The 25,042-nt window shown below is 69.4% G+C and carries 23 protein-coding genes and 5 pseudogenes; 12 read left to right on the forward strand and 16 right to left on the reverse strand.

From position 1 onward, the window contains the following. The 3 genes and pseudogenes from ACZ3IC_RS19030 to ACZ3IC_RS19040 form a co-directional block, all read right to left on the reverse strand. Nucleotides 1–81: pseudogene (locus tag ACZ3IC_RS19030) on the reverse strand (electron transfer flavoprotein subunit beta); the annotation flags it as partial. A 201-nt stretch (nt 82–282) separates the two neighbouring features. After that, nucleotides 283–789 carry a flavin reductase family protein gene (locus ACZ3IC_RS19035; protein ID WP_467417596.1) on the reverse strand — a complete coding sequence of 169 codons (507 nt, stop codon included), beginning with the start codon at nt 787–789 and terminating at the stop codon, nt 283–285. Between the two features lie 196 nt (nt 790–985). Beyond that, nucleotides 986–1,312, reverse strand: coding sequence for a TlpA family protein disulfide reductase (locus ACZ3IC_RS19040; protein WP_467417598.1), 327 nt, complete (start codon nt 1,310–1,312; stop codon nt 986–988). Between the two features lie 217 nt (nt 1,313–1,529). Here ACZ3IC_RS19040 and ACZ3IC_RS19045 point away from each other — a divergent pair, with 217 nt between their 5' ends. Beyond that, nucleotides 1,530–2,252 (forward strand): lysophospholipid acyltransferase family protein, encoded by a 723-nt coding sequence (locus ACZ3IC_RS19045; protein WP_467417905.1) that lies wholly within the window; start codon nt 1,530–1,532, stop codon nt 2,250–2,252. A 331-nt stretch (nt 2,253–2,583) separates the two neighbouring features. On the opposite strand, the gene ACZ3IC_RS19050 is transcribed toward ACZ3IC_RS19045, so the two are convergent. Together ACZ3IC_RS19050 and ACZ3IC_RS19055 are read right to left on the reverse strand one after the other, a co-directional pair. Continuing rightward, a complete protein-coding gene (locus ACZ3IC_RS19050; RefSeq protein ID WP_467417600.1) occupies nt 2,584–3,183 on the reverse strand; it encodes a cysteine hydrolase family protein in 600 nt (199 codons plus the stop codon). Nucleotides 3,184–3,279: 96 nt separating this feature from the next. Beyond that, on the reverse strand, nt 3,280–4,572 hold the full coding sequence (locus ACZ3IC_RS19055; protein ID WP_467417602.1) for an MFS transporter: 1,293 nt from the start codon (nt 4,570–4,572) through the stop codon (nt 3,280–3,282). Between the two features lie 135 nt (nt 4,573–4,707). Here ACZ3IC_RS19055 and ACZ3IC_RS19060 point away from each other — a divergent pair, with 135 nt between their 5' ends. Then, complete coding sequence (locus tag ACZ3IC_RS19060) at nt 4,708–5,643, forward strand: LysR family transcriptional regulator (RefSeq protein WP_467417604.1); 936 nt, start codon at nt 4,708–4,710, stop codon at nt 5,641–5,643. Nucleotides 5,644–5,671: 28 nt separating this feature from the next. Here the strand turns inward: ACZ3IC_RS19060 and ACZ3IC_RS19065 are convergent. From ACZ3IC_RS19065 to ACZ3IC_RS19080, 4 genes and pseudogenes are all read right to left on the reverse strand, one after another. Continuing rightward, nucleotides 5,672–5,848: pseudogene (locus tag ACZ3IC_RS19065) on the reverse strand (cytoplasmic protein); the annotation flags it as partial. Between the two features lie 189 nt (nt 5,849–6,037). Further along, nucleotides 6,038–7,117, reverse strand: a complete 1,080-nt coding sequence (locus ACZ3IC_RS19070; RefSeq protein WP_467417606.1) for a threonine aldolase family protein — start codon at nt 7,115–7,117, stop codon at nt 6,038–6,040. Beyond that, nucleotides 7,096–7,863, reverse strand: coding sequence for an SDR family NAD(P)-dependent oxidoreductase (locus ACZ3IC_RS19075; RefSeq protein ID WP_467417907.1), 768 nt, complete (start codon nt 7,861–7,863; stop codon nt 7,096–7,098). The genes ACZ3IC_RS19070 and ACZ3IC_RS19075 overlap by 22 nt, the downstream gene beginning before the upstream one ends. Nucleotides 7,864–7,889: 26 nt before the next feature. Next, nucleotides 7,890–9,287, reverse strand: coding sequence for a DUF6421 family protein (locus tag ACZ3IC_RS19080; protein ID WP_467417607.1), 1,398 nt, complete (start codon nt 9,285–9,287; stop codon nt 7,890–7,892). A gap of 404 nt (nt 9,288–9,691) precedes the next feature. Here ACZ3IC_RS19080 and ACZ3IC_RS19085 point away from each other — a divergent pair, with 404 nt between their 5' ends. After that, complete coding sequence (locus ACZ3IC_RS19085; protein ID WP_467417609.1) at nt 9,692–10,342, forward strand: glycerophosphodiester phosphodiesterase; 651 nt, start codon at nt 9,692–9,694, stop codon at nt 10,340–10,342. Nucleotides 10,343–10,354: 12 nt separating this feature from the next. On the opposite strand, the gene ACZ3IC_RS19090 is transcribed toward ACZ3IC_RS19085, so the two are convergent. Next, on the reverse strand, nt 10,355–10,906 hold the full coding sequence (locus ACZ3IC_RS19090; protein ID WP_467417610.1) for a GNAT family N-acetyltransferase: 552 nt from the start codon (nt 10,904–10,906) through the stop codon (nt 10,355–10,357). Between the two features lie 78 nt (nt 10,907–10,984). Between ACZ3IC_RS19090 and ACZ3IC_RS19095 the strand changes: the two genes are divergently transcribed. The 6 genes and pseudogenes from ACZ3IC_RS19095 (at nt 10,985) to ACZ3IC_RS19120 (ending at nt 14,505) form a co-directional block, all read left to right on the forward strand. Then, complete coding sequence (locus ACZ3IC_RS19095; RefSeq protein ID WP_467417612.1) at nt 10,985–11,371, forward strand: VOC family protein; 387 nt, start codon at nt 10,985–10,987, stop codon at nt 11,369–11,371. A 217-nt stretch (nt 11,372–11,588) separates the two neighbouring features. After that, nucleotides 11,589–12,167 (forward strand): DUF5134 domain-containing protein, encoded by a 579-nt coding sequence (locus ACZ3IC_RS19100; RefSeq protein WP_467417613.1) that lies wholly within the window; start codon nt 11,589–11,591, stop codon nt 12,165–12,167. Between the two features lie 85 nt (nt 12,168–12,252). Then, the gene (locus tag ACZ3IC_RS19105; protein WP_467417614.1) at nt 12,253–13,188 is read left to right on the forward strand and encodes a M56 family metallopeptidase; all 936 of its coding nucleotides are present in this window, start codon (nt 12,253–12,255) and stop codon (nt 13,186–13,188) included. A 33-nt stretch (nt 13,189–13,221) separates the two neighbouring features. Further along, nucleotides 13,222–13,920, forward strand: a complete 699-nt coding sequence (locus ACZ3IC_RS19110; RefSeq protein ID WP_467417616.1) for a phosphatase PAP2 family protein — start codon at nt 13,222–13,224, stop codon at nt 13,918–13,920. A 62-nt stretch (nt 13,921–13,982) separates the two neighbouring features. Then, nucleotides 13,983–14,267, forward strand: a pseudogene (locus ACZ3IC_RS19115) (HAD family hydrolase); the annotation flags it as partial. Nucleotides 14,268–14,325: 58 nt separating this feature from the next. After that, nucleotides 14,326–14,505: a hypothetical protein gene (locus ACZ3IC_RS19120; RefSeq protein WP_467417618.1), complete on the forward strand. Its 180-nt coding sequence runs from the start codon at nt 14,326–14,328 to the stop codon at nt 14,503–14,505. A gap of 371 nt (nt 14,506–14,876) precedes the next feature. Here ACZ3IC_RS19120 and ACZ3IC_RS19125 read toward each other — a convergent pair whose 3' ends face one another. Further along, complete coding sequence (locus tag ACZ3IC_RS19125) at nt 14,877–16,367, reverse strand: LVIVD repeat-containing protein (RefSeq protein WP_467417620.1); 1,491 nt, start codon at nt 16,365–16,367, stop codon at nt 14,877–14,879. Between the two features lie 164 nt (nt 16,368–16,531). On the opposite strand from ACZ3IC_RS19125, the gene ACZ3IC_RS19130 reads away from it, so the two are divergent. Together ACZ3IC_RS19130 and ACZ3IC_RS19135 are read left to right on the forward strand one after the other, a co-directional pair. Next, entirely contained in the window at nt 16,532–17,212 is a 681-nt protein-coding gene (locus ACZ3IC_RS19130) for a DUF305 domain-containing protein (protein WP_467417622.1), read from the forward strand. Between the two features lie 76 nt (nt 17,213–17,288). Beyond that, complete coding sequence (locus tag ACZ3IC_RS19135) at nt 17,289–18,704, forward strand: FAD-dependent oxidoreductase (RefSeq protein ID WP_467417623.1); 1,416 nt, start codon at nt 17,289–17,291, stop codon at nt 18,702–18,704. Between the two features lie 294 nt (nt 18,705–18,998). Here the strand turns inward: ACZ3IC_RS19135 and ACZ3IC_RS19140 are convergent, their stop codons facing one another. The 4 genes and pseudogenes from ACZ3IC_RS19140 to ACZ3IC_RS19155 all read right to left on the reverse strand — a co-directional run. Continuing rightward, nucleotides 18,999–21,440, reverse strand: coding sequence for a GH92 family glycosyl hydrolase (locus ACZ3IC_RS19140; RefSeq protein WP_467417625.1), 2,442 nt, complete (start codon nt 21,438–21,440; stop codon nt 18,999–19,001). A 359-nt stretch (nt 21,441–21,799) separates the two neighbouring features. Continuing rightward, nucleotides 21,800–22,180 carry a hypothetical protein gene (locus tag ACZ3IC_RS19145; protein ID WP_467417626.1) on the reverse strand — a complete coding sequence of 127 codons (381 nt, stop codon included), beginning with the start codon at nt 22,178–22,180 and terminating at the stop codon, nt 21,800–21,802. A 35-nt stretch (nt 22,181–22,215) separates the two neighbouring features. Next, nucleotides 22,216–22,449: pseudogene (locus ACZ3IC_RS19150) on the reverse strand (hypothetical protein); the annotation flags it as partial. Beyond that, nucleotides 22,447–22,816 (reverse strand): annotated as a pseudogene (locus ACZ3IC_RS19155) (cupin); the annotation flags it as partial. The pseudogenes ACZ3IC_RS19150 and ACZ3IC_RS19155, both read right to left, overlap by 3 nt. Nucleotides 22,817–22,973: 157 nt before the next feature. Between ACZ3IC_RS19155 and ACZ3IC_RS19160 the strand changes: the two are divergent. Next, nucleotides 22,974–24,062, forward strand: a complete 1,089-nt coding sequence (locus ACZ3IC_RS19160) for a WD40/YVTN/BNR-like repeat-containing protein (RefSeq protein ID WP_467417627.1) — start codon at nt 22,974–22,976, stop codon at nt 24,060–24,062. 210 nt (nt 24,063–24,272) lie between these two features. Here ACZ3IC_RS19160 and ACZ3IC_RS19165 read toward each other — a convergent pair whose 3' ends face one another. Further along, nucleotides 24,273–24,950: a uracil-DNA glycosylase gene (locus ACZ3IC_RS19165; protein WP_467417628.1), complete on the reverse strand. Its 678-nt coding sequence runs from the start codon at nt 24,948–24,950 to the stop codon at nt 24,273–24,275. Nucleotides 24,951–25,042 lie beyond the last annotated feature (92 nt).

Below are 25,042 nucleotides of genomic sequence, written 5' to 3' on the forward strand. Positions count from 1 at the left end.
CAGCGTCAGGTCATCAGCGAAGTGCCGGTCGCCGGTGGCGTCGGGCACGTACTTCACACAGACAACGATCCTCAAGCTCACGCCGGCTCTCCTACTGCATCGTCATTTCTAAGCTGCCTTGTTGCACGCAGCATAGGCGCCTGATGGAGCGGTTTCCGGTCGGGGCGACCGACGCTCCGAAGGAAATATTACTAGCCAGTAGACCCATTGTTCCACGCATGAGCAAGCGCTTGGAACTGTGATCTGGCCAACGTGCGGCGCCCATGTGCCGCTTGGGAGTTCTCAGTCTCGCAGAGCGGTGAAACGGCCCTGGTGATACAGCAGCGGGCGACCGACCCCGGCCAGGTCGCCGACCACGGCCTCCGCGATCACGATCCAGTGGTCCCCCGCCGGGATACGGGCCACCACGCGGCACACCAGCCACGCCAGCACACCGTCGAGCACCGGCACGCCTTCGGGCCCACTGCGCCAATAGGTGGACGGGCCGAACCGGTCGGCGCCACTGCGGGCAAAGGTGGCAGCCAGTCCCTGCTGGTGCTCACCGAGTATGTGGACGCCGATGTGCGCGGCCTCGGCCACGACCGGCCAGCTGGAGGACGAGGCCCCCACACCGAAGGAGATCAGCGGCGGCTCGGCGGCGACGGAATTGAGGGAGGTGGCGGTGAAGCCGACCGGCCGGTCACCTGCGGCGGTGATCACTGCCACACCGGCGGCGTGCTGCCGGAAGACCGAGCGGAAGAGTTCGGGAGATGCCGTGCGGGAGGTGCCGAGCTCGGGCGAAGCCGTCATGGAGATGTCCTTCTGCGGAAGAGGCGTACGGGGCCGTGGTTGCTCAGGCACCCGGACAGCGCGCACTCGCGTGGCGAGCGAGATCCACATCGACCCGGCCATGGAGAAGGAGTTCTGGCGGCATAGCGTCAGACTGACGATTCGTGCTGAGTGCAGTCAAGAGCGTTCCGCGATGTGGGAGATGCATCACGGTCCGTCACATCGCCCGTCCCAGTGCGGCGACGATGTCGACGGTGCGCGGCTGCCCGACGGCCCGGCGGACGATCCGGCCGACGGCGTCGAGGACCAGTACGGTCGGCGTCCGGCTGATCTCCAGCTCGCGCACGAGAGTGAGATGCGCCTCGGCATCGATCTCGACATGGGCAACCCCGTCCACCATGCGCGCCACCTCGATGAGAGTGCGGCGGGTGGCTCGGCAGGGCTGACAGAACGCACTGGAGAACTGCACGAGAGTGGCCCTCTCCCCCAATTCCGCGCCGAGTTGGGCCGCGTCCAGCGTTCCCACACGTGTCCGTCCGTTCACCTTCGGCCTCCTGTCACAGCCTCCGCAGAAGGTCAGCGCCACCGGGCACCGAGACATTCCCGGTGGTTCCACGTGACGAGAATCTCGCGCCCCGCGCACCCGGAGACTGGCCACCGCGTCGCGCATGGGGCACGATCGGCCCGATGCCGAAAACCTACGGCTGCGTAACTTCCGCCGGGAGAACCCTCCTCAGGCGCTGAAGAAGGGTCTTCCCCAGATGGCAGAACTCGTCTATCGGCCGGTCATCGGCGCCGCTCGTACGTTTTTCAAGGCGCTGGACCTGAAGATCGACACTCAGGGTTCCGAGCACATCCCGAAGACCGGTGGCGCGGTACTGGTAAGCAACCACATCAGCTATCTGGACTTCATCTTCACCGGGCTCGCGGCGCTGCCGCAGAAGCGGCTGGTCCGCTTCATGGCGAAGGAATCGGTCTTCCGTCACAAGGTCTCCGGACCGCTGATGCGCGGCATGAAGCACATCCCCGTCGACCGCAAGCAGGGCGAGGACGCCTATGCGCACGCGCTCGCCTCGCTGCGCTCCGGCCAGATCGTCGGCGTGTTCCCCGAGGCCACCATCTCGGAGTCGTTCACGCTGAAGAGCTTCAAGTCGGGTGCCGCCCGGCTGGCCCAGGAGGCCGGCGTACCGCTGATCCCGATGGCGCTATGGGGGACGCAGCGGCTGTGGACCAAGGGCCGGCCGCGCAATTTCAAGCGCAACCACATTCCGGTGACGATCCGGGTCGGCGAGCCGGTGGAGGCCCCAGCCGACCAGTACGCGGGCGCGATCACCCGGAGGCTGCGGGAGCGGGTCCAGGATCTCCTCGAAGCGGCTCAGCGCGCCTATCCCGTACACCCGAAGGACGCGAGCGACACCTGGTGGGTGCCCACGCACCTCGGCGGTACCGCTCCGACGCCCGCGGAAGTGCGCGAGAAGAGCTGACACGGCCGGTCACGGCCGCGACCGAGACGTCACACCGGGGTGCCGACGGTCATCCGCGCCCCGGTGCGCACCGGCCCGCGTGAAGTGGGCGGCCACCAGGACGTTGGGACCGGCGCAGGCGTGGGGTGGCGGGCTCGTCGCCTCACCCCGGCCGGGATCGTGTGCGCCCCGCAGCCGACGGAGCCGAACACCGGCGGAGGGCGTGACGGCTTCGCGTACCCGCTTCGCGCGGCGTCGGGCGCGGTAGGGGGCTTGTGAGAGCTCTGGGCTGCTGCTGGGCCGGGTACTGGGGTGCGGGCGCCCGTGGGCGGGATCGGCTCGGCGATTCGAGTCAGTCGGCCCGGAGCAGGGTGTGCAGCTCGGCGGTGTCGATGATGTGGGCCCGTGAGGGGAAGACTTGATGGAGCAGGACGTTGTGGACTTCGGAGTCGGGGTCGGCGACGCCGTCGGACAGGACGTAGAGCTGGTAGTCGCGGTCGGCCGCGTCGATGACGGTGGACAGGACGACGCCGCTGGTACTGATGCCGGAGACGACCAGAGTGGTGATGCCGCGCTCGCGCAACTGCTGGTCGAGGTCGGTGGTGGAAATGCCGCCGTAGCGGATCTTGCGCACCATGATGTCGCCGTCTTGGGGAGCCAGGCGCTCGTGGATGGCAGCGGCAGGGTCCGCGTGGTGCATGACACGGTGCTGGGCCACCGGGGCGAAGGACTTGTTGGTGGCCGGGATCGCGTCCCAGTCGGCCTCAGTGAAGCCGACGCGGACGTAGGCGATGGTGCCGCCGTTGGCGCGAACGTCGGCGATGGCCCCTTCCACGCGGTCGAGCAGGGCTTCGCAGTCCCCGTCTTCAGGCAGAAGAGCCAGGATCGCGGGCTGGTAGTCCATGACGAGAAGAGCGGTGTGCGCGGGGTCGAATGCGGGGGCAGTGCTCACGCGAGTGTTCTCCTTGCTCGGTGGTGCCTGGTCGGCGTGGACACAAATCGGCGGACCAGCGGCGGCCCGCGGGCTTCAGTGGCGAGTTGCGGTGTGTCATGTGTGGCTACGGGCCAGTTCCTGCTCGTGCTGTGGCGTGTGGTCGTGTCGGGGAAGCAGCAGCGGGGTCGCCAGCAGGAGCACGCCGGCCAGGCCGATGGCCGTGCGCGGGCCGAGTAGGCCGCCCAGCACGCCCCAGACGGCCGTCAGAAGTGCGGTCGAGGCCTTGGTCGTCACCGCCCAGGCGGTCAGCGTGCGGGTGACCCGGTCGGTCGCGGTGCGCTTGAGGCGGTAGGTGGTGTAGACGGGGTTGAAGACCCCGCAGCAGCAGATGAGCCCGAGCTCGACGCCCATCACCAGCAGCAGACCACCGGTGCCCGGCCCGAGGAAGGCCAGGCCGACGGGCCAGATCGCGCGCAGGACCCCGGCCACGACCAGGACCTGGTGCTGCCCGAACCGGGTGACGAGCGGTCGGGCCAGCCGCGAACCGAGCAGCCCGCCGATCGAGGGCGCGGCGAAGGCGAGGCAGTACTGCCACGGTGCGAACCCGAGTCGGCCGAGCATCAGGACGGCCAGCAGCGGCTGGGTGGCCATCACCAGGCCGTTGAACAAGGCGGTGTTGAAGAAAAGCGGACGCAGCGTCGCGTCGGCGAGGATGTAACGCCAGCCGTCGAGCAGGTCCCCGGCCCGCATGCGCGCGGCCTCCCGGCGCTCGGGCCGCGGCTCGTGCCCGCCCATCGCGCGGATGCCCAGAGCCGAGAGCAGGTAGCTGACCGCGTCGGCCACCACCGTCGCCACCGGACCGAGGAGCCCGATCGCGGCGCCGCCCAGCGGCGGTCCGATAATCGTGGTCGTCCAGGCCGTGGACTCGAACCGGGCGTTGGCGACGAGCAGGTCCTCGGCCGGCAGCAGCGTCTTCAGGTACGCGCCGGAGGCGGCGCGGAAGGTGATATCGGCCGCCGCGACGACGAGCGAGACCAGCAGGAGCTGAAGGAAGGTGAGCGTGCCGAGCGCGTACGCGACGGGGATCGTCAGCAGCGCCGCGAACCGCATCAGGTCCATCGTGATCAGCACCGGCCGCTTGCGGCGGAACTCCACCCACGGGCCGAGCGGCACCGCGACGGCCGCGCCCACCGCGGCCCCCGCGGAGGAGAGCACGGCGACCTCGGCCGGTCCGGCGTGCAGCACCTGGATGGCGATCAACGGGAACGCGCCGAAGGCGAGCCACGTGCCGAGCGCGCTGGTTCCGTACGCTCCCCAAAGCCACCCGAATTGCCGCCCCAGCCCATGCCCGAGCAGATGTCCCAGCCGATGTCCGAGTAGATGTCCCAGCCGGTGCCCGTTCCTCATGCGCCCCACGCCCTCGCTACTCACTCGCACAACCGATCCGCGATCGGAAGCATCAAAGCGGGCTCCGTACTTGGGGATCAAACAACCGCAGGACCGCCTGACCACAACCAACGGTTGTGCCCATAGGGTGTCGACATGGACCTCGATACCGTCCGGACCTTCGTCGCCTCCGCCGACGCGGGGCAGTTCCAGGAGGCCGCCGCCGAGCTGGCGGTCACCCAGCAGGCCGTCTCCAAGCGCATCGCCGCGCTGGAGCGCAACCTCGGCGTGCGGCTGTTCACCCGCACTGCGCGCGGCGCCGAACTCACCATCGACGGGCAGGCGTTCCTGCCCCACGCGCGCGAGCTGCTGCGCGTCGCCGAGCGCGCGGTCGCGTCTGTGTGCACCGGCCGCCGTCCGCTGCGCGTCGACGTGATCGCCTCGCGCGGCGCGGCGTCGGGCCTGATGCGCGGCTTCCACCGCGCGCACCCCGACATCGAGCTCGACGTGGTGATGCTGTTCGACATCGAGACGGCCGTCGCCGCCATCCGGTCCGGTGCGATCGACGCGTCCTTCCGCGCCGTCGCCGTGCCCGGCCGGCCCCTTCCCAAGGACATCGAGTCCGTCCGGGTGCTCGACGAGCCGCTCCAGCTCCTCACCGGCCCTGCCCACGCACTGGCGGGCGCCCGGTCGGTGACCGTCGCTCAGCTCGCCGGGCACCGGATCTGGATGCCCGGCATCGTCCCCGGCACCGAGTGGGCCGCCTACTACGACGACCTCGTCGCCGAGTTCGGCCTCACCATCGAGGCGACCGGCCCCAACTTCGGCTCCGACGCGCTCCTCGACACTGTCGCCGACACGCCGGCCCTCGCCACCTTCATGGGAGGGCAGACCCGCCTTGTCTGGCCCGCCGACCACGGCCTGCGCCGCATCCCGGTGACCGACCCGATGCCCGTCTACCCGCACTCGCTCCTCTGGCACCGCGACAACCCCCACCCAGCGCTGGCCACCCTCCGCGCCCACCTCGCCGCCACAGCGGCCGACCACGACGCCGCCGGGACATGGACGCCTGGCTGGGTGACGCCGCACTGAACGCCGCCGCGTCTTCGATCATCGTGGCCGGATCGACGGACGGTGACTCGAGCCGCCCGGCCAGGCGGCGGGCCGCCTCGTCCAGCAGGGCCGAGCTGTCGTCGTTGCTGGGCCCGTTGACCAGGCCGCGCGCTTCGACGGCGAGGTGGCTGAAGCCGGGGGCGAGGGTACGTACGTCGTCGGAGACGATGAACGTCAGGGTCATCGGCCACCTTGCCTCGGGACGGGATCTCAAAGCGGTGTGGGGAGAGTGCGCCACAGCTGCAGGCGGTCCTCGGCGGACCGGAGGCTTGCTGGATCGGCTCCATGGCCACCCAGCGCAGGCAAGCGGCCGACCGGGCTTCAATGATTTTCCGGTCGACCGCATACCTATTCAGTCATGTGGCTACTTCTGCTACTTCGCCATCTCTTCCTTCAGCGCAAGGACGAATGCGTCGACATCGTCCTCCGTGGTGTCGAAGGAGCACATCCAGCGCACATCGCCGGCGGCCTCGTCCCAGAAGTAGAAGCGGAAGCGCTTCTGCAGTCGCTCGCTCACCTTGTGCGGCAGCCGGGCGAAGACGGCATTGGCCTGGACCGGGTGGAGGATCTCCACCCGGTCCACCGCACGCACGCCCTCCGCGAGCCGCTGGGCCATGGCGTTGGCGTGCCGGGCGTTGCGCAGCCAGAGGTCTCCGGCGAGCAGCGCCTCCAGTTGCACGGAGACGAAGCGCATCTTCGAGGCCAGTTGCATCGACAGCTTGCGCAGGTGCTTCATGGCACGGACGGCGTCCGGATTCAGGACGACCACGGCCTCGCCGAAGATCGCCCCGTTCTTCGTGCCGCCGAAGGAGAGGACGTCGACGCCGACGGTGTTGGTGAACGTACGCAGCGGTACGTCCAGCGACGCCGCGGCGTTGGCTATCCGGGCCCCGTCCAGATGGACCTTCATGCCGTGGCCATGGGCGTGGTCACAGATGGCACGGATCTCATCGGGTGTGTAGACCGTGCCCAGCTCGGTGTTCTGGGTGATCGAGACGACCTGCGGCATGGCTCGGTGCTCGTCGTCCCAGCCGTACGCCTGCCGGTCGATGAGCTCGGGCGTGAGCTTGCCGTCCGGGGTGGGCACGGTGAGCAGCTTGAGGCCGCCCACTCGCTCCGGGGCGCCGCCCTCGTCGACGTTGATATGGGCGGACTCGGCGCAGATCACGGCGCCCCAGCGGTCGGTCATCGCCTGGAGGGAGACGACGTTGGCGCCGGTTCCGTTGAAGACCGGAAAGGCTTCGGCGGTGGGGCCGAAGTGACTGTGCATGACACGCTGGAGGTGCTCGGTGTAGTCGTCCTCGCCGTAGGCGATCTGGTGACCGCCGTTGGCAAGGGCGATGGCCGCGAGGATCTCCGGGTGCGTGCCGGCGTAGTTGTCACTGGCGAAGCCGCGTACCTGCGGGTCGTGGTGGCGTCGCGCGTCGGTCCTTACGGTTGTGGGGTCAGCCACAGGCGCTTTCCGTTCACTTCCGGGGCGGGCCGGTCCCAGACGCCGGCGATGGCATCGGCCAGCTCCTTGACGTCGGTGAAGCCCGCAAATTTCGCATTGGGGCGCTCGGCGCGCATCGCGTCGTGCACCAGTGCCTTGACGATCAGGATCGCAGCCGCGGTCCTGGGCCCTTCGTCGCCCCCCGCTTTGCGGAAGGAGTCCGCGAGCGCGAGCGTCCAGGCCTCGGCCGCCGCCTTCGACGCGGCATAGGCTGCGTTTCCCGCGGTGGGCTTGCTCGCCCCGGCCGCGCTGATCAGCACATAGCGACCCCGGTCGCTGCGCTGCAGACCCTCCTGGAAGGCCAGCGAGGTGTGCTGGACCGTGCGAATCAGCAGCTTCTCCAGCAGGTTCCAGTCGGCGAGGTCGGTCTCGGCGAAGGTGGCGCTGCCGCGCCAGCCGCCGACGAGGTGGACCAGGCCGTCGATCCGGCCGAATTCCTTCTCCGTCTTGTCCGCCCATTCACGGGCGGCACCGAGGTCCAGCAGATCGACGGTGTCACCGGTGACGGTGGCACCGCCATGGGCGTAGCGCGCCGCGTCGACCGCCTCGGCCAGGCGGGTGGCATCGGCGTCGGAGGCGACGACGGTCGCCCCTGCCTCTGCGAGCCTCAGCAGCGTGGCCCGGCCGGCCGGGCCCGCGGCTCCGGCGACCGCGACCACGGCACCTTCGAGAGCACCGCTCCCGTTGCCCTTGCCGTTCCCGTTCACGACCACCGCCTCCTTAAGCCCGGCGCTCACGCGGCTACCTGCTCGGCATCCGCGGCGGTGATCCCCTTGGTCGAGGCGATCACGTTCTTCAGCTTCTTGGAAAGCGCCTCATAGAACATGCTCAGGGGAAACTCGTCCGGAAGCACGTCGTCGACGAGCTTCCGGGGCGGCTGCGACAGATCCAGCGCGTCCGGGCCCTTGGCCCAGCGGGAGCCCGGGTGCGGGGCGAGGTAGGTGGAGACCAGGTCGTACGCGGCGAACCAGTGGACGAGCTTGGGACGGTCGATGCCGTCGCGGTAGAGCCTCTCGATCTCGGCGCAGAGCTGGTTGGTGACCTGCGGGGCACGCTCCCAGTCGATCCTCAGCGTGTTGTCGGTCCAGCGGATCACATCGTGCTTGTGGAGGTACGCGAAGAGCAGCTGGCCGCCGAGGCCGTCGTAGTTGCGGACGCGCTCGCCCGTGACGGGGAAGCGGAACATCCGGTCGAACAGCACCGCGTACTGCACGTCGCGGCCCTGGGGGAAGCCGTCGGCCTCCAGTTTCACGGCCTCCTTGAAGGCCGTGAGGTCACAGCGCAGCTCCTCGAGCCCGTACATCCAGAACGGCTGGCGCTGCTTGATCATGAAGGGGTCGAACGGCAGGTCGCCGTGGCTGTGCGTCCGGTCGTGGACCATGTCCCAGAGCACGAAGGCCTGCTCGCAGCGCTGCTGGTCAGCGACCATGTCGCGGATGTCGTCGGGCAGCTCGACGCCGAGCAGCTCGACCGACGCCTCGGTGACCCGACGGAAGCGGGCGGCCTCGCGGTCGCAGAAAATACCGCCCCAGCTGAAGCGCTCGGGGGCCTCGCGCACGGCGACGGTCTCCGGGAAGAGCACCGCGGAGTTGGTGTCGTAACCCGAGGTGAAGTCCTCGAAGGTGATGCCGCAGAACAGCGGGTTGTCGTAACGGGTGGCTTCGAGGTCGGCCAGCCACTCGGGCCAGACCATCCGCAGCACGACCGCTTCGAGGTTGCGATCCGGGTTGCCGTTCTGCGTGTACATCGCGAAGACGGCCAGGTGCTGGCGCCCGTCGGCACGGTCCCGGGACGGCTGGAAGGCGAGCAGCGAGTCGAGGAAGTCCGGTACGCCGAAGCCGTCCGCGGCCCAGCGACGCAGGTCCATGACAAGAGCACGGTGGTATGCGGCGTCGTGCGGAAGCAGCGGGGAGAGCTCCTCGACCGCGGCGATCACGCGGTCGAGCGCCACCCGGACGGTTGCCTCCGTGGGCGCGCTCTCGGCGTCGAGGTCGATGGAACCGTCCTTCGACTGCCAGGGGCGGATCTCCTCCACAGCATTCTTCAGCACGGGCCAGGCGGGGTGATCGACCACCCGCTGATACGTAGCTATGCCGCCTGCGGCCACGTCGTGCACAAGAATTTCCGTCATAACACTTCCTCCACAGGAGAACCTCGCGTCAAGCAACCGTATCCATTTGCGGTTCCTTCGGACAAGTCGGCACCAGAAAATTATCCTGTCCACCCCCGCGGTCACCGCGATTTTTCCTGTGCGGAATCTCTGTGGCGACCACTTTCATCGGCCGGACGCCTTCCGGCGGCTATCGACCCAGCCGGTCTCGCACGCATGAGCGGTCAGGCCGTGCAGGGCGCGCCCCCACATGAGTGCACAGCTCGCCGGACACCGCCTCCTGCCGGTAGGACGGACGCATGGGCCATCGGGCCGCCGAATTGCCGTGATGCCTCGCGGGTATTGGGTAGGAGCCGCACGCGGGGAGACGCCGTCGACGGAAGTGGGTTGCCTTGTCTTTTCTCACCATCGGACATCGCGGAGTCATGGGTGTCGAGCCGGAGAACACCCTGAGGTCGTTCATCCACGCGGAACGGGCCGGAATGGACGCCATCGAGCTGGACCTTCATCTGAGCAAGGACGGCGCGCTGGCCGTCATGCACGACGCCGATGTGGACCGCACGACGGACGGCAGTGGTCCGATTGCCGAGAAGACCCTGTCCGAGCTGCGTGAGCTCGACGCCGGGCAGGGCGAGCGGGTGCCGGTCTTCGAGGAGGTCCTCGACACCGTGCGGTCCCCCGTGCAGGCCGAGATCAAGGATGTGGCCGCGGCCCGCGCCCTGGCCGAAGTGATACTGCGGCGCGGTCTCGTCGACCGGGTCGAGGTGTCGTCGTTCCACGACGAGGCGGTCGCCGAGATCGCCCAACTGGTGCCGGGGACACGGACCGTGCTCATCGCGAGCCGCTGGCGCGGCGATGTGGTGGACCGGGCGAAGGCCGTAGGAGCGGCGACGCTGGCGCTGAACATCCGCCGCCTCACCCTGGAAGTGGTCGAGCAGGCGCATGCCGAAGGGCTGAAGGTCATCGGCTGGGTGGTGAACACCCAGGACCATCTGCGGCTGGTACGCGCCCTGCGGCTGGACGGCGCGACCACCGACTACCCGGAGATCCGCCGCGCCGGCCGCTTCACCGCTTGACTGTCGGCCCGGTCAGAGCAGGTCCTTGACCAGCAACTCGAACGCGAGATCGTCGCGCTGCGGAATACCGAAGCGATCGTCGCCGTACGGGAACGGGCTGAGCTCTCCCGTACGACGGTAGCCGCGGCGCTCGTACCAGGCGATCAGCTCCTCGCGCACCGAGATCACGGTCATGTGCATCTCGGTCACCCCCCAGCTCTCCCGGACGATGCGCTCGGCCTCGGCGATGATCACCTTGCCGAGGCCGGCTCCCTGCAGCTCGGGGTGGACCGCGAACATCCCGAAGTAGGCGGCATCACCGCGGTGCTCGAGCTGGCAGCAGGCAATGAGCGCACCCTCGCGTTCCACCACGAGCAGTCGGCTGCCGGGCGCTTCGACGACCTGCCGGACACCGTCCGGGTCGGTCCGCTGCCCCTGCAGGATGTCCGCCTCGGTGGTCCATCCGGCCCGGCTGGAGTCCCCGCGGTACGCCGACTCGATCAGCGTCACGAGCGTGGGCACATCGCCGTCGGCCGCGTCGCGGAAGATCAGCTGTCCTGGGTCCTGAGCAGGGGCTATGTCCATGACGGTGGCTCTCCATTTCTCTGCTGCGGCCGTGCCGAAGCAGCGTAACCCGGGTGTTGCGGACCTAGAGTTCGGTACATGGTTCATGTGCTGAGCAGCCGGATCCTGTTGCGTCCGGCCGATCCCGAACGGTCACGGGTCTTCTACGGGCAGTCCCTCGGTCTGCCCGTCTACCGGGAGTTCGGCACCGGTCCCGAGCGGGGCACGGTCTACTTCCTCGGCGGGGGCTTCCTGGAGGTCTCCGGGCGCGCCGCCGCACCGCCGGTACCAGGTCTCGAACTGTGGATGCAGGTCGCGGACGTCCGGGCGGCGCACGAGGAGGTGTCGGCCCGCGGCGTCGAGGTGCTGAGGCCGCCGGTGCGCGAGCCGTGGGGGCTCGTCGAGATGTGGATCCGCGACCCGGACGGACACAGGATCGTCGTGGTGGAAGTACCGGCGGACCATCCTCTGCGCTACCGCCCGTAGAAGTGCCGGTGCGCTGTCACTGCGCGACGCGGCTTCTCTCCGCACGCGCCTTCACGTCCCTCGCACTCGGCTGACCGCGCCGGCCGGAGCACACGGCGCGCGGCAGGGAATACCCCTGCGCGCGCTCCCCGTGTACCTCCGTGCGCCGCGTACGACGATCCCATCCCGGGCATCGACCAGGAGGGACCGACGTCGTACGCCCAGGGGGAGGTGCGCTGTGCACGGACCGGCGATGTCCGGCTGGCTGCTGATGGTGTTGTGCGGGGTGACGGGCGCGTACTGCCTGCTGCGCACGCGCGGCGAGACCGGGGAGGGGCGCAGGACGGCGCGTGCGGAGGCGCTGATGGGCTTCGGCATGGCCGCCATGGCGGTGCCCGCTGCCGTCGTGACACCACCCGTGTGGGGGTGGGCGGTGTACGCGGTCCTGTTCGGCGTGGCCTCGCTGCGCGCGCTGTGGTTCTCCCGCCGCAACAGTCACCATCTTCACCACCTGGTCGGGTCGGCGGCGATGGTGTACATGGCGGTGGCGATGGCACCGGGCAGTGGCGGGGCGCACGGCGAGCACGCGGACCATGGCGTCGCAGCGACGGCCGGGGGCATACCCCTGCTGACCGGACTGCTGCTTGCCTACTACGCGGCGTATGTGCTGTGGTCGGGGGCCCGGTTGATACCGGTAGCTGCCATGACGGCCGGGGGTGGACCGGGCGGGGGTGGTTGGGGCGCACGGCCCGAGCTGGCACTTGCCTGTCGGCTGACGATGGGGATCGCCATGTTCGCGATGCTGCTCACCCTGTGAGACGGGGAGCGGGCCAAACCGTGGCGTACATCACTTGCCTTGCGCAACCGTACCCGTGGATGCCGCCCGCTCATAGGCTGACGGCATGTTGGTCTCTCTCGCGCTGCTGCTGCTCGGTGCACTGACCGCCGTCGTGACCCCGCGTCTGATGGCGCGGGCTCGATGGCCGGAGCGCGAGCCCGTCGTTGCGCTGTGGGTATGGCAATGCGTGGTGGCCGGGGTACTGCTCTCCTTCGCACTGTCCATGACGTTCAGTGCGGCCGCGGCCTGGCAGGCGGTGCGCGGGCAGGTGTTCGCACCGGCGCCGCGTGCCGTGGTGGAGGCGTATGCGCTGGGCGGGCACGGGCAGTGGTCCGCGGCCATGGCCGTGCTGCTGGCGCTCGGCGGGCTGTGGACAGCGGCGATGCTGACCCGGGAGATACACCGGGCGCAGGTGCGTCGCAGGCAGCGACGGGCCGAATTGCTGGTGCGTTCCCCGCTGATGCCCGGGGAGGAGCCCGGCAGCAGCCGGCTCGTCGTGCTGGAGGGAGAGCGTCCGGACGCCTGGTGGCTGCCGGGCGCCGCGCCTCAACTGGTTCTCACCACCGCGGCACTCGGCCGCCTGAAGGGCCGTCAGCTGGATGCGGTGCTGGCCCATGAGCAGGGACACGCGCAGGCACGGCACGACTGGCTGCTGCACTGTTCCGGCGCGCTCGCGATCGGATTTCCGCAGGTGCCGGTGTTCGCGGCCTTCCGCGATGAGATGCACCGGCTGATCGAACTGGCCGCGGACGATGTGGCGTCGAGGCGCTTCGGGCGGCTGACGACCGCTCTGGCCCTGGTGGAACTCAACGAGGACCGGGGTGTGTTCGGCCCCTGCCCGACGCCGGACGCTCAGCTGCCGCTGCGGGTGAACCGGCTGCTGACCCCGGTGGAGCGGCTCACCGCGGGCCGTCGGCTCCGGCTGACCGCGGCGGCCGCGCTGGTTCCGGTGGTTCCCCTTCTGGTGGCGTTCATTCCGGGACTCAGCGCGATGGGATAGCCGGGTGCGCCGATCTTCCGCGAAGATCGCCCCATGCCCTCCCCGCCGCTCGCCCCACCGGCCCGCGCCCGTTGCCGCTTCACGCCTTTCGGCACGGCCCTGGTCTGCGCGTCGGGCGCCCTGGTCGTGCTGATCCTGGTCGCCGTGCGCTGGTCGCCGCTGATGACGCTGGACCGTACGGTCGCGGACGCCCTGCACCGAAGGGCGGTCACCGAACCCGGTCTCGTCCACGCGAACCGGATCCTGACCGACTGGGTATGGGATCCATGGACCATGCGCGTCCTGATCGCGGTGGCCGTGGTGGTGCTGTGGTGGCGGGGCGCGCGGGCGCTCGCGGCGTGGGTGGCGGTGACGAGCGTGCTGTCCACTCTCCTGCAGCAGGGACTGAAGTCCGCGGTCGGGCGGGAGCGGCCGCAGTGGCCGGACCCAGTGGATTATGCCCATTACGCGGCGTTCCCCTCCGGTCACGCGATGACGGCGACGGTGAGTTGCGGTCTGCTGCTCTGGCTGCTGCACCGGCACGGCACGGGGGCCCTGCTGTGGCGGGTGGCGCTGGCGGTGGCATGGGTTTCAGTGATCGGGGTGGGCTTCACCCGGCTCTATCTGGGGGTGCACTGGCTGAGCGACGTACTGGGCGGATGGCTGCTGGGGGCGGCACTGGTCGGGTTCTCGATCGCCGGGTTCGCCCGGTACGAGGGGCGCGGCACACCGACCTTGCCGCGGCGCTCCTGAACCGGGAAGGATCACGTCCATGCAGATCAAGGGTGTGCTCTTCGACTTCTCCGGAACTCTCTTGGGACGTGCGTCCGGTCTTCCGGGCGCACGGCCTGGACGCCCTGATCGACGCCTACGTTCTGTCGTACGAGCATGGCATCCAGAAGCCGGACACACGACTCTTCCACATGACCTGCACACTCCTCGGGCAGGATCCGACGGATGTGGTGATGGTCGGCGACGACCGACGCGCGGACGGAGGCGCGGCGGCACTGGGCTGTGACGTGCGTTTTGTGCACCGCCTACCGGTAGAGGAACGGCCCGATGGGCTGCGGATGCTCGGACTGGTACTGAGAGACATGTGAGAGATGTCCCTGACGCGCAATGGGTCGGATTGTCACATCGGGGCCTTAGCCTGTACCCATGTCCCGTTCTCCGTGCTCCTCCGATTCCGTGCGTACCGCCGCCGTGGTGAACAAAGAGATTCGTGACCTGTGGCACCGCTCGGGCGGCTGCCTGTCCCCGGAGGACGAGGAGCAGTACCAGCGGCTGCTGGTGGAGTGGGCCGCGGCGACCGGCGGGAGCGCCAGGTCCGCCGCCTGACGCGGACGTCCATCAAGTGATGCCGTGCCGGGACCGGGCCATGATCTGCTCTTCGGCCGGGTTTCCGGTCCGTTGTGTGGCGATGACCGGTGCGTCGCCCCTTGAGGCGTGGCTTCTCCCCGATCGTGATTTTCCGGCCGTCCTCGTCCGGCGGTCACCGCGTCACCGTGCAGCGTGACGGGCGGGTGCGGATCCTGGACAGTCCCGAGTCGGTGTAGTGGCGAAGCGGTCGGGCGCACCGGTACGAAGCGGCCTGAGCGCGTCGGCGCCGTCGGCGCGGCGTCCCGCCGGGCGGGGGATCCGCCCGGCGGGACGCACTCGGTACGCGGTGGAGCGGGATGGTGTCGGTCGAGCGGATGAACCGGCCGGGATCAGCGGTCGAAGTACTTCGGCTGCGTCTGCACATTGAGCTCGTCCAGCCGCACCCGCTTCGCCGGGTCGGTCCGCCGGTCGTCGAGCTTCAGGACGTCGAAGCCCTTGGCGATGTCGTTGGAGTAGATGTAGCCGTTGTAGTAGTACGCCGACCAGGGGCCGGCCGTGGTGACCGCGTCCGTGCTGACGGGGCCGCGCTCGAAGTAGCCGATCTCCTTCGGCTTCGAGGAGTCGGTGAAGTCCCACACCGAGACTCCGCCCTGGTACCAGGCCTGGACCATCAGGTCGCGGCCCTTGACCGGGATGATCGAGCCGTTGTGGGCGACACAGACCTCCGTGTCGGCCTGCGGACGGTCGATCTTGAAATAGCTGCGGAAGACCAACTTGCGATGGTCTCCCCTGCCGACGATGTCGTAGATGCCGTCGGCGCCGCGCTTGGGGCCGATCTCCTCGTTGCAGGTGGCTGCGCCACCGCCGCCGAGCTCATCGGTGAAGACGACCTTGTCGGCCTTCTGGTTGAACGTCGCGGAGTGCCAGAACGCGAAGTTCACGTTGTCCTGCACCCGGTCGATGATCTTCGGGTTCTCCGGGTCCTCGATGGAGAACAGCAGACCGTCGCCCATGCAGGCACCGGCGGCCAGGTCCTTCGAGGGCAGCACGGTGATGTCGTGGCAGCCGGTGGTCCTGGAGACGCCCGGGTTGGTCGGAGCACCCGGGTTGCCGCCGTCCGGGAAGAGCACCGGGAAGTTCACGATCGCGGCCTTCTCGGGTGCGCCGCGCGGCACCTTGATGACGGAAATCCCGTCGTGCGGCGGCCGGCAGTCGGGGAACGTCTCGCTCGGCGCGTACGAGGAGACGTACACGTATACGTTCTTGCCTTCTGGGACCAGCGTGTGGGTGTGCGATCCGCAGGCGGTCTCGACGGCAGCGACATACTTCGGGTTGCGCTTGTCGCTGATGTCGAAGACCTTCATGCCCTCCCAGGAGGACTTCTCCGTGGCGGGCTGGGTGGTGCTGGTGCAGGAGTCGTCGCTGCGCGAGGAGTCGGTGGACAGGAAGAGCAGGTTTCCTGAGACCGAGACGTCGTTCTGCGATCCGGGGCAAAGGACCTGGGCGACCGTCTTCGGGGACCTCGAATTGCTGATGTCGTAGATCCGGAAGCCGTCGTAGTTTCCTGCGAAGGCGTACTTCCCCTGGAAGGCCAGGTCCGTGTTCAGCCCCTTGAGTGCGTCCTTCGGGACGTTGGCCAGATGGGTGATGTTGCTGCTGTGGACTATCTCGTCCACGCCGGGTATCTCGCCGCTGCTGATGGCGGCCGCGGCTTCGGCCTCCTGGGTGGCGGATACATCGGTACGGGCGGTGGCCGTACCGCCGGGATCGGGCGTCGCGGCCGCGGGGCCGGCCATCAGAAGCGTGGCCAGCAGCCCAGTGGCCGCCGCAGCCACACCCAGCCGTCTGCGCCGTACCGGGCTCGTGTGCAACGAAATCACTGCGTCCTCCCATGCATCCGTACATAGTTGAACGTTTCACGGGCACTGGCAGTATCGTCCTTCGCATCGGTGCCCCGACAGATGGCGACAGAGACGTAATGAAGTTTTCTGACCGCCGTCGTGCGGAAGCGTGTGAGGACGGTTCGGAACCACCCCATACGGCAATGGAGGTCCACTTGTTGATTCGCCGTCGGACCAAGTGTGTGCGCAGATCCGTTCTCGTCGCGGCCGTCATGTGTGCCGTTCTCACCCTGGGTGCATGCGATGCACGAGACGGTGACAGCCGTACGAAGGCACAGGCGGGCGGGGAGCCTTCGGTGGTGGCGCCCGGAAAACCGGGAGAGCCCGCGCGGACCCTGTCCGCCGAGGAGGCCGCGAAGGCCGCCGGGGACGACACCCCCAACTCCGCCGACTTCCGCTACGTGCAGATGATGATCCAACACCACACCCAGGCACTGGAGTTGACCGGTCTCGTCCCCGGCCGCTCCGACTCCACCGCGGTCGAACGGCTCGCCGAACGCATCACCGCAAGCCAGAAGCCGGAGATCGGCGCCATGGAAGGATGGCTCGGACATAACGGTGGAGACAATCGCATGAGCGGCCACGATCACACGGTGATGCCCGGAATGGCGACGCCGGCACAGCTGAAACAGCTGCGGGAGGCGGACGGCGCGGTCTTCGACAAGCTCTTCCTGAAGCTGATGATCACCCACCATCAGGGAGCGATCACGATGGCGACGGAGGTGCTTTCGCAGGGGAACAACGTCCAGGTCGAGGAGATGGCCGGGGACGTCGTCGCCCAGCAGACGGTGGAGATCGACAGAATGCGCGCGATGTCGTCCTGACCACGCCCGGGCGCGCCTCTCCCCCACCCCGGCCACCGGTGCCATGCTGGAGGCATCCTGCGGGAAGAGGTGCGCCGTGCTCCGTGTCGCTGTCGTCGGCTCCGGCCCCAGCGGGGTCTACACCGCCCAGGCCCTGGTCGACCAGGACCGGGTGCCCGATGTCCGGGTCCATGTACTGGACCGGCTCCCCTGCCCGTACGGCCTGGTGCGCTACGGCGTCGCCCCCGACCACGAGAAGATCAAGTCGCTGCAGAACAGTCTGCGGACTGTCCTGGAACACGAGCGGATCACCTTCCTCGGTAATGTCGAGGTGGGCGGCGACGGGATCCCGCCCGAACGGATCGGCGAGCTCTACCATGCCGTGGTCTACTGCATCGGGGCGGCGACCGACCGCGGCCTCGCCGTCCCCGGCGATGACCTGCCTGGCAGCTGCTCCGCGACCGAGTTCGTCGCCTGGTACAGCGCACACCCCGACGCCGCCGCCAACTTCGCGTTGCAGGCCCGTTCGGTCGTGGTGATCGGGGTCGGCAATGTGGCGGTGGATGTGGCGCGGATTCTCGCGCGGAGCGCGGAGGAGCTGCGCCCCACCGACGTACCGCACGGGGCGCTCGGCGCGCTGGCCGGAAGCCGGGTGCGCGAGGTCCACATGGCGGGCAGGCGCGGACCTTCGCAGGCCAGGTTCACCACCAAGGAGCTGCGGGAGCTGGCCGGGCTGCCCCGGGCGCGGGTCGTGGTGGACGAGGCGGAGCTGGCCCTCGACCCGGCGTACGTCGATCCGTCCTCCCGGTCGGCGTCGGCCCTGTCCTCACCGCCGAACGCGCCGCCCCTGACGGCGGCGGCGCGGCGCAATATCGAGGTACTGCGCGGATGGGCCACGGCCGGCCCCACAGGCGCGGGCGCGGGAGGGAACGCGGTGCGCACCATCCGCCTGCGCTTCTTCCTGCGCCCCGTCGAGCTGCTGGAGCGGGGCGGCCGGGTGGCCGGGGTGCGGTTCGCCCGTACCGTGCCGGACGGCAGCGGGGGCGTACGCGACTCCGGTACGTACGAGGACATCGACGCCCAGCTCGTACTGCGGGCCGTCGGCTACCGCGGGCTGCCGCTGCCCGGTCTGCCGTTCGACCCGGCGCGCGGGACGGTGCCGCATCTGGCGGGGCGGGTGCTGCGGGACGGGGTGCCGTCGCCCGGGGAGTACGTCGCCGGATGGATCAAGCGGGGGCCGACCGGGGTGATCGGTTCGAACCGGTCGTGTGCGAAGGAGACGGTGGCATCGTTGCTCGATGACGCCCCGCTGCTCGCCCGGCGCCCGGCGGCACCGGATCCGGTGGCTGCGCTGCGGGCCTGGGGGCTGCGGCCGGTGGGATGGGACGGCTGGCTGTCCATCGAGCGCGCGGAGGCTGCGCTGGGCCGGTCGCTGGGCCGGGGGCCGGTGAAGATCCCGGACTGGGCGGGGCTGCTGAGCGCCGCGGAGGGTGGCGACCGGGGCGGATCGTGAGGCTATCGGTCCTCGCCGATGCTCTGCACCTGACGGTTCGCGGCATCAAGGATGCGCATAGCCGCGCGGCGGTCGTTCAGCCGCTGAGCAGGCCCGGGTTCTCGGCGAGTGAGGCAAGGTGCCCGGCCGGATCGGCGATCAGTCTGCGGGCCGTCGGGTCGAGCATCCCCGCCACGCCCGTGGCCCATGAGCACCTGCACCGTTGGCTGCCGGGGCCGTTCGGCAGACAGACATGCGCGGCTCACCAGCCTGCCTGCCTGCCGAGGAACTGAGTAGCTCCGTCGCGCGAGCCGCCTACTGCGGCAGTCCCGAAGGCTCGGTGGCCCACACGGTGTTGGGCTCCCCGGACAAGTGGTAGGTCAGCGAGCCTCCGCTGGTGACCAGGCGCGCATCCGTCCAGGACCGGTCAGTGGTACGGCCGTTGACCTCTACCGCGTCGATGTACGGATGCGTGGCGTCGGCGTCCGGGGCGCTGATCGTGATGTCCTTTCCGCGCGGCCGGTCGATCACCGCGTTCGGGAAGAGCGGGGCGCCCAGCAGCATCGTGGCGCTGCCCGGCGTCTGCGGATACAGGCCCAGCGCCGAGAAGACGTACCACGCGGACATGGTGCCCAGGTCGTCGTTGCCGGGCAGGCCGCCGGGGCCCGTCCCGTACACGGTGTCGAGGATCTCGTGGACCGTCGCCTGCGTCTTCCACGGCTGACCCAGCGCGTTGTAGAGCCACGGAGCATGGATGCCGGGCTCGTTGGTCGGGTCGTAGCGCAGGGCGTCGCCGCCCTTCACCGACCAGGATCCGTCGGACTTGTGGAAGAAGCCGTCGAGCCGCTTCGCCGCGGTGTCCCGGCCGCCCATGGCATCGGCCAGCCCCTGGACGTCCTGCGGAACCATCCAGGTGTACGTGGCGCTGGTGCCCTGCGCGAACCCGCGTTCGCTGCCCGGGGCGAACGGGGTCACCCATGAGCCGTCGAGGTTGCGTGCCTGGATGTAGCCGGTGGTTCCGGCGCCGTCGGTGGCCGCGAAGTTGAACACGTTGCGCCACCAGCCTCCGCGCTCCTTGAAGGACTTGGCCTCCTCGTCACGCCCGAGCAGTTCGGCCCAACGGCCGAGCGCCGCATCGGCCACCGCGTCCTCCAGTGTCTCTGCCGCGCCGCCCCAGCAGTGGCACACGTCGTGGGGTGCGTAGTGCGACTTCAGGTACTGCGCCAGATTGGGCCGCTGGCCGGTGCACTGGCCGGGGCACCCCGCGTCCGAGAGACCGTCATCGACGGGGACGGTCGCCTGGCGGGCCAGGGATTCGTAGGCCCCTTCATAGTCGAAGTTCCGTACGCCCATCGCGTAGAAGGTGGCCAGAGTGGCCGCCGTCGGGTCTCCGGTCATGACGTGCGTGGCGCCGTTGATGTGCACCCAGCGGTCCCACACCCCGCCGTTCTGCTGCGCGAAGTTGTACAGCGACTGGGCGAAGTCACCGGCGATCTTCGGCTTGAGCAGTGCGAGCAGCTGGATCTGGGCCCGGTACTGGTCCCACCCGGAGAAGTTGCTGTACTGCGCCCCCTGGCCCCTCTTCACCCGGTGCGGTGCGCCGTCCATGCCGGGATAGCGGCCGTCGGTGTCGCTGATCAGGTTGGGCTGCATGAGGGAGTGGTACAGCGCGGTGTAGAAGGTGGTGCGCTGTGCGGTGCTGCCGCCGCCGATGCGTACGGATCGCAGCTCGCGATCCCAGGTACGGCTCGCGGCAGCCGCGACCTCGTCGACACCGGCGTGCGGGGCCACTTCCTCCCTGAGGTTGGCCTCCGCCCCGGCCTGGCTGACGTACGAGATGCCGATGCGCATGTGGACATCGGTGTCGGTACCGGTGTCGAATCCGACCCAGCCACCTGATCCCCTGCCGGCCCGGTCGGCGCCGGTGGCGTAGCCCTCGCCACCGCTTCCCGTGGTCGCGCCCGGGGCGAGCGTTCCGTCCTTCCAGGTGCCGGTGGAGGAGAAGTCACGGTCGAAGGAGGCGCTGAAGTACAACCTGTAGTAACTCTTACGGTTGTTGGTGCCGCCGTTTGCGCGGCGCCCGCAGAAGGCTCCGGTGAGGACCGATCCGGTGACCTTGCGGTGCGCGGTGTCGATGTCGACCTGGGCGTCCTCGCTGCCGTTGAGCGAGTTGGAGACGCGGAAGAGCAGGTTGGCGGGCTTACCGGCCGGGAAGCTGAAATCGGCCACGCCCGCGCGCCGGCTCACAGCCAGGTCGGCGGTGGCGCCGTTGTCCAGCCCGACGGTGTAACGGCCCGGTACGGCACGCTCGTTGTCGTGCGAGAAGTTGGCGGCGTAGACGGCGTCCTTGGTGTCGGCGGACGGCGAGGAGGTGATATCCCCGACGAACGGCATGATCGGTACGTCACCGGCGGCTCCCGGGTGGCATCCGGCACCGTTGACATGGGTGAGGCTCAGTCCACGCAGCCGGGTGGTGCCGTAGTCGTAACCGTTGGCGGCGCCGGTACTGGTCTGGTCCCCTCTGGTGCTCGTCGGCGACCAGCCGATCATGCCGTACGGGAGTGTGGCGCCCGGGTAGGTATTGCCGCCGTTCGAGGAGCCGATCAGCGGGTCGACGTAGGTGGTGGGGCGCGTGACGAGGCCTGCGGTCGCCTCGGCGGCCGGGGGCATGACCGCGGCGGCCAGCGCGCCGGTGACGATCACAGCAGCCATTCGCGCACCGAAGCGCCTCGCTGCGGGCAACGGTCTTGGGGACATGTCGCAGACCTTCCGGGAGTTTGGACAACGTTGTCGAAGCCGAGGAACAGCCGGAACAACGGTGATCGAATCGCGGCCGAGCCTAGATGCCCACGATGTGGGAGGGAATGCTGCGAGCGACATACCTGATGAATGAGCGGTGAACGAAGGGGGCGGCTGGACCACTCGACCGGGGCACCCCTGCCTCTCGGGCGTCCACCCGTGCGCGTCGGGACCGACGGGACCGCCGCCCAGCCAGGGGGCAGACGTCGGCGCCATGCGACCGGCATGCACGAGCTGTATGCCCGGAACCGATGCCTGCTCCTTGAGGAAGTCCGTGATCCGGGGGCCTCACGCGCCGCTCAGCGGCCGTATGCCGGCTAGCCGCGACGCCTCAATGTGATGTCGGCGTCCTCGTCGTAACCCTGGGTCCAGCTGCGTCCGGCGCCCGACTTCCAGGTGACATGGGCGGTGGTGCCGTCGATCCTGACGCCCTCCACCGTCATGGCCCGGTCGCCGTCCCGTACATCCCCTCGACGCAGTTCGCGCGCCTTGACGGTCACGGGCTCCGCCGACTGCGCGCTCTCGGCCTCGTCCGCCGCGAGGGCAAAAGCCGCCGCCAGTTCCCGGGCACGGGCAGGGGTGCAGATCAGCGCGAGCTCCCCCGACGATGTCGCGCCCCGGACCTCGACCCTCGCCCCAACGGGGGTCACCTCCAGGGTCGCAACGTGTCCGTCGCGGTCCTCGATCCCACTCGTCATCGCTCTGCTCTCCCCTTGCCCGTGCACCCTGCGGCTCAGTGCGGCCGCAGGCTCTCCGGCGGGCCCAGGTAGCTGGGCTTGAGGCCGCCGGTGTCGACCACCGGGTTTCTGCAGCACCACCGTCGGGTCTACCATCCAGAATTTCAGCACATGCGCACCGGACCGGCCGATCCGGTGCACCGTACTGGTGCCGTCGACGTTGCCCGTACTGGTGCCGTTGACGTTGTCCGAGGGGTGTTGCGGGCCCACTGGACGTACAGCGTGCCGTCGGGGTCCGCCGGGTGGCACGGCGGCAGAGTGAGTACGGCGTCACCGGCCTCGGGCAGCCCGCTCTGCTCCATGAGGACGACGATGCGCAGCCCGTCCTCGTTGACGAGGCGGTGGATCGCGCCCGGCGTGAACCAGACCAGCGCCCCGGGCCGGCGGTGTCTGCCGGAACCCTGACGCGGTGAGGGTCCGCACCGAGCCCGTGCCCCCTACCACCACATCCCCCTCGGAGCAGGTGAGGTGGGGATGGGGCGTCCCTCCGCGCAGGCCGTCCGCGGTGGGCCAGTCGTAGACCCGCAGGTGGGAGACGGCGACGCCGCCGGGCAGCCCTCGACGGTCGGCACAAGTGCTCCTCGGTCTCTCTGCCATGACGTTCAGCGAGCGCTTTCCACTTCTGCTGCGCCGTACCCTCGCCGACCGTGGAAGCAACAGGGTCCGGACTCCTGAGCCGCCCTACGGGTCTCTGTCAGTGGCGGGGTGCAGACTGGCCCATATCCGATACAACGGCGTTTCGGGAGGTTCGGCCATGACCGACGTTCTACTTACCGTGGGCACCCGCAAGGGACTCTTCATCGGCCGCAGGCGCGGTGGCGCGTGGGAGTTCGACGGCCCGCATTTCAATGCCCAGGCGATCTATTCGATCGCCATCGACACCCGCAGGCAGGTCCCCCGACTGCTGGTGGGCGGCGACAGCGCGCACTGGGGCCCTTCGGTCTTCCGCTCCGACGACCTGGGCAGCACCTGGGTCGAGCCACAGCAACCGGCCGTGAAGTTCCCCCAGTTCACCGGGGCGTCGCTGGAGCGGGTCTGGCAGTTGCACCCGGCGGGCCCCGAGGCACCCGATGTCGTGTACGCGGGGACGGAGCCGGCCGCTTTGTTCCGTTCTCAGGACGGCGGGGTTTCCTTCGAGCTGGTCCGCCCGCTGTGGGAGCATCCGACGCGTTCGAAGTGGGTGCCGGGCGGGGGCGGTGAGGGCCTGCACACCGTCCTCACGGATTCGAGGGACGCCCGGGCCGTGACGGTCGCGGTCTCCGCTGCCGGGGTGTTCCGCACCAAGGACGGCGGTGCGAGCTGGACTCCGGCGAACAAGGGAGTGTCGGCGGTCTTCCTCCCCGACCCCGATCCGGAGTTCGGCCAGTGCGTCCATAAGGTGGCGCGGGACGCGGTCGATCCCGACCGGCTCTATCTCCAGAACCACTGGGGAGTGTTCCGGAGCGACGACTCCGGGGACAACTGGACGGATATCGGCCGGGGCCTGCCTTCCGATTTCGGTTTCGCGGTGGCCGCGCACCCGCACCGAGCGGACACTGCGTATGTTTTCCCGATCAACGCCGATGCCGACCGCGTGCCGGCCGAGCACCGCTGCCGGGTCTTCCGCACCGGCGACGCGGGCAGCACCTGGGAGCCCCTGTCAGCGGGCCTGCCCGAGAAGGAGCACTACGGTACGGTGCTGCGCGACGCGCTCTGTACGGACGACGCCGACCCGGCGGGCGTCTACTTCGGCAATCGCAACGGCGAGTTGTACGCGAGCGCGGACGACGGGGACAGCTGGCTCCGGCTCGCCTCACAGCTGCCGGATGTCCTCTGCGTCCGGGCCGCGGTCATCGGTAATTGACCGGTCCGGTCGTATCAGCGGTGGAGCGCGACCGCCGACACCATCGCCCGCACCGCCGCGGTGCGGGCGGACAGGGCGGCGATCCGCCTGGACGACGAGGTGATCGATACCGGTGGCTGAACGACCGGAGCACACGCGTCGCGTCCCGGCACGCGGGCGAGGAAGTCACGCCCTTGCCGCCGCCGGTCCCGGACCGGCGGCGGCTGTGCCTCACGGCAGCTGCCAGTCCACCGGCTGGGCCCCCTGGCGAAGCAGGAGTTCATTGGTGCGGCTGAACGGGCGCGATCCGAAGAAACCGCGGTCCGCCGACATGGGCGAGGGGTGCGCGGACTCGATCGCCGGGAAGTTTTCGAGGAACGGCCGCAGATTACGGGCGTCACGCCCCCACAGCACGGACACCAGGGGCTTGCCGCGCGCAACCAGAGCCCGGATGGCCTGCTCGGTCACTTCCTCCCAGCCCTTGCCGCGGTGCGCGCCCGGTTTGCGGGGCGCCGTGGTGAGCGCCCTGTTCAGCAGCAGCACGCCCTGGCGCGTCCAGGGCGTCAGATCGCCGTTGGACGGCCGCGGTAGCCCCAGGTCCGTGTGCAGTTCCCGGAAGATGTTCTCCAGACTGCCAGGCACCTGACTCACCTCGGGGGCCACCGAGAAGCTCAGGCCCATGGCCATCCCGGGTGTCGGGTAGGGGTCCTGACCGACGATCAGGACCCGTACCTCGTCGAAGGGCTGCTGGAATGCGCGCAGTACGTTCGCGCCGGCCGGCAGATAGGTGCGGCCGGCTGCGACCTCCGCACGCAGGAAATCGCCCATCGCGGCGACGCGTCCGGCCACAGGTGCCAGCGCCTCGGCCCATCCGGGTTCGATTACTTCATTCAACGGTCGTGGTGCCACAAGGCTTCACTCTACCGGCGTACTCGAGCCGCTCCCCGCCCTGCACCGAATTCCGCGGACGATCTCCCGCACCCCGAAATCCCGCGCGCGGG

This window comes from Streptomyces sp. NPDC002958, assembly GCF_055563255.1.